This is a genomic window from Spirochaetota bacterium (genome assembly GCA_026414805.1).
Taxonomy (GTDB): domain Bacteria; phylum Spirochaetota; class UBA4802; order UBA4802; family UB4802; genus UBA4802.
Window position 1 is genome coordinate 1 of the sequence record JAOAIH010000175.1, and the last position, 232, is coordinate 232.

A 232-nucleotide genomic window follows, 5' to 3' on the forward strand; every position below is an offset into this window, starting at 1 on the left:
AGATGTGTATAAGAGACAGGCATACATTAAGTTCGACACCCATTATCCGCTGCATTGCGATGATAGCATTGTTTTTAGCGCCACTGTATATCCCACACGTACTACTGGCACAGTGAACAATCTCTATTTAGCCAAAAGAGGCATAGCTGGTGTGTTCTATCTACAACAGGATTCTATCATTATGCATATACCCGCACCGCTAACATACCGTGAAAGAGTACGCGAATATATC

1 protein-coding gene is annotated in these 232 nt (G+C 42.2%); it reads left to right on the forward strand.

What is annotated here, in order from left to right; genetic code table 11:
- A partial coding sequence (locus tag N3F66_15240; GenBank protein MCX8125500.1) for a hypothetical protein occupies positions 1–232 on the forward strand: 232 nt, incomplete at both ends.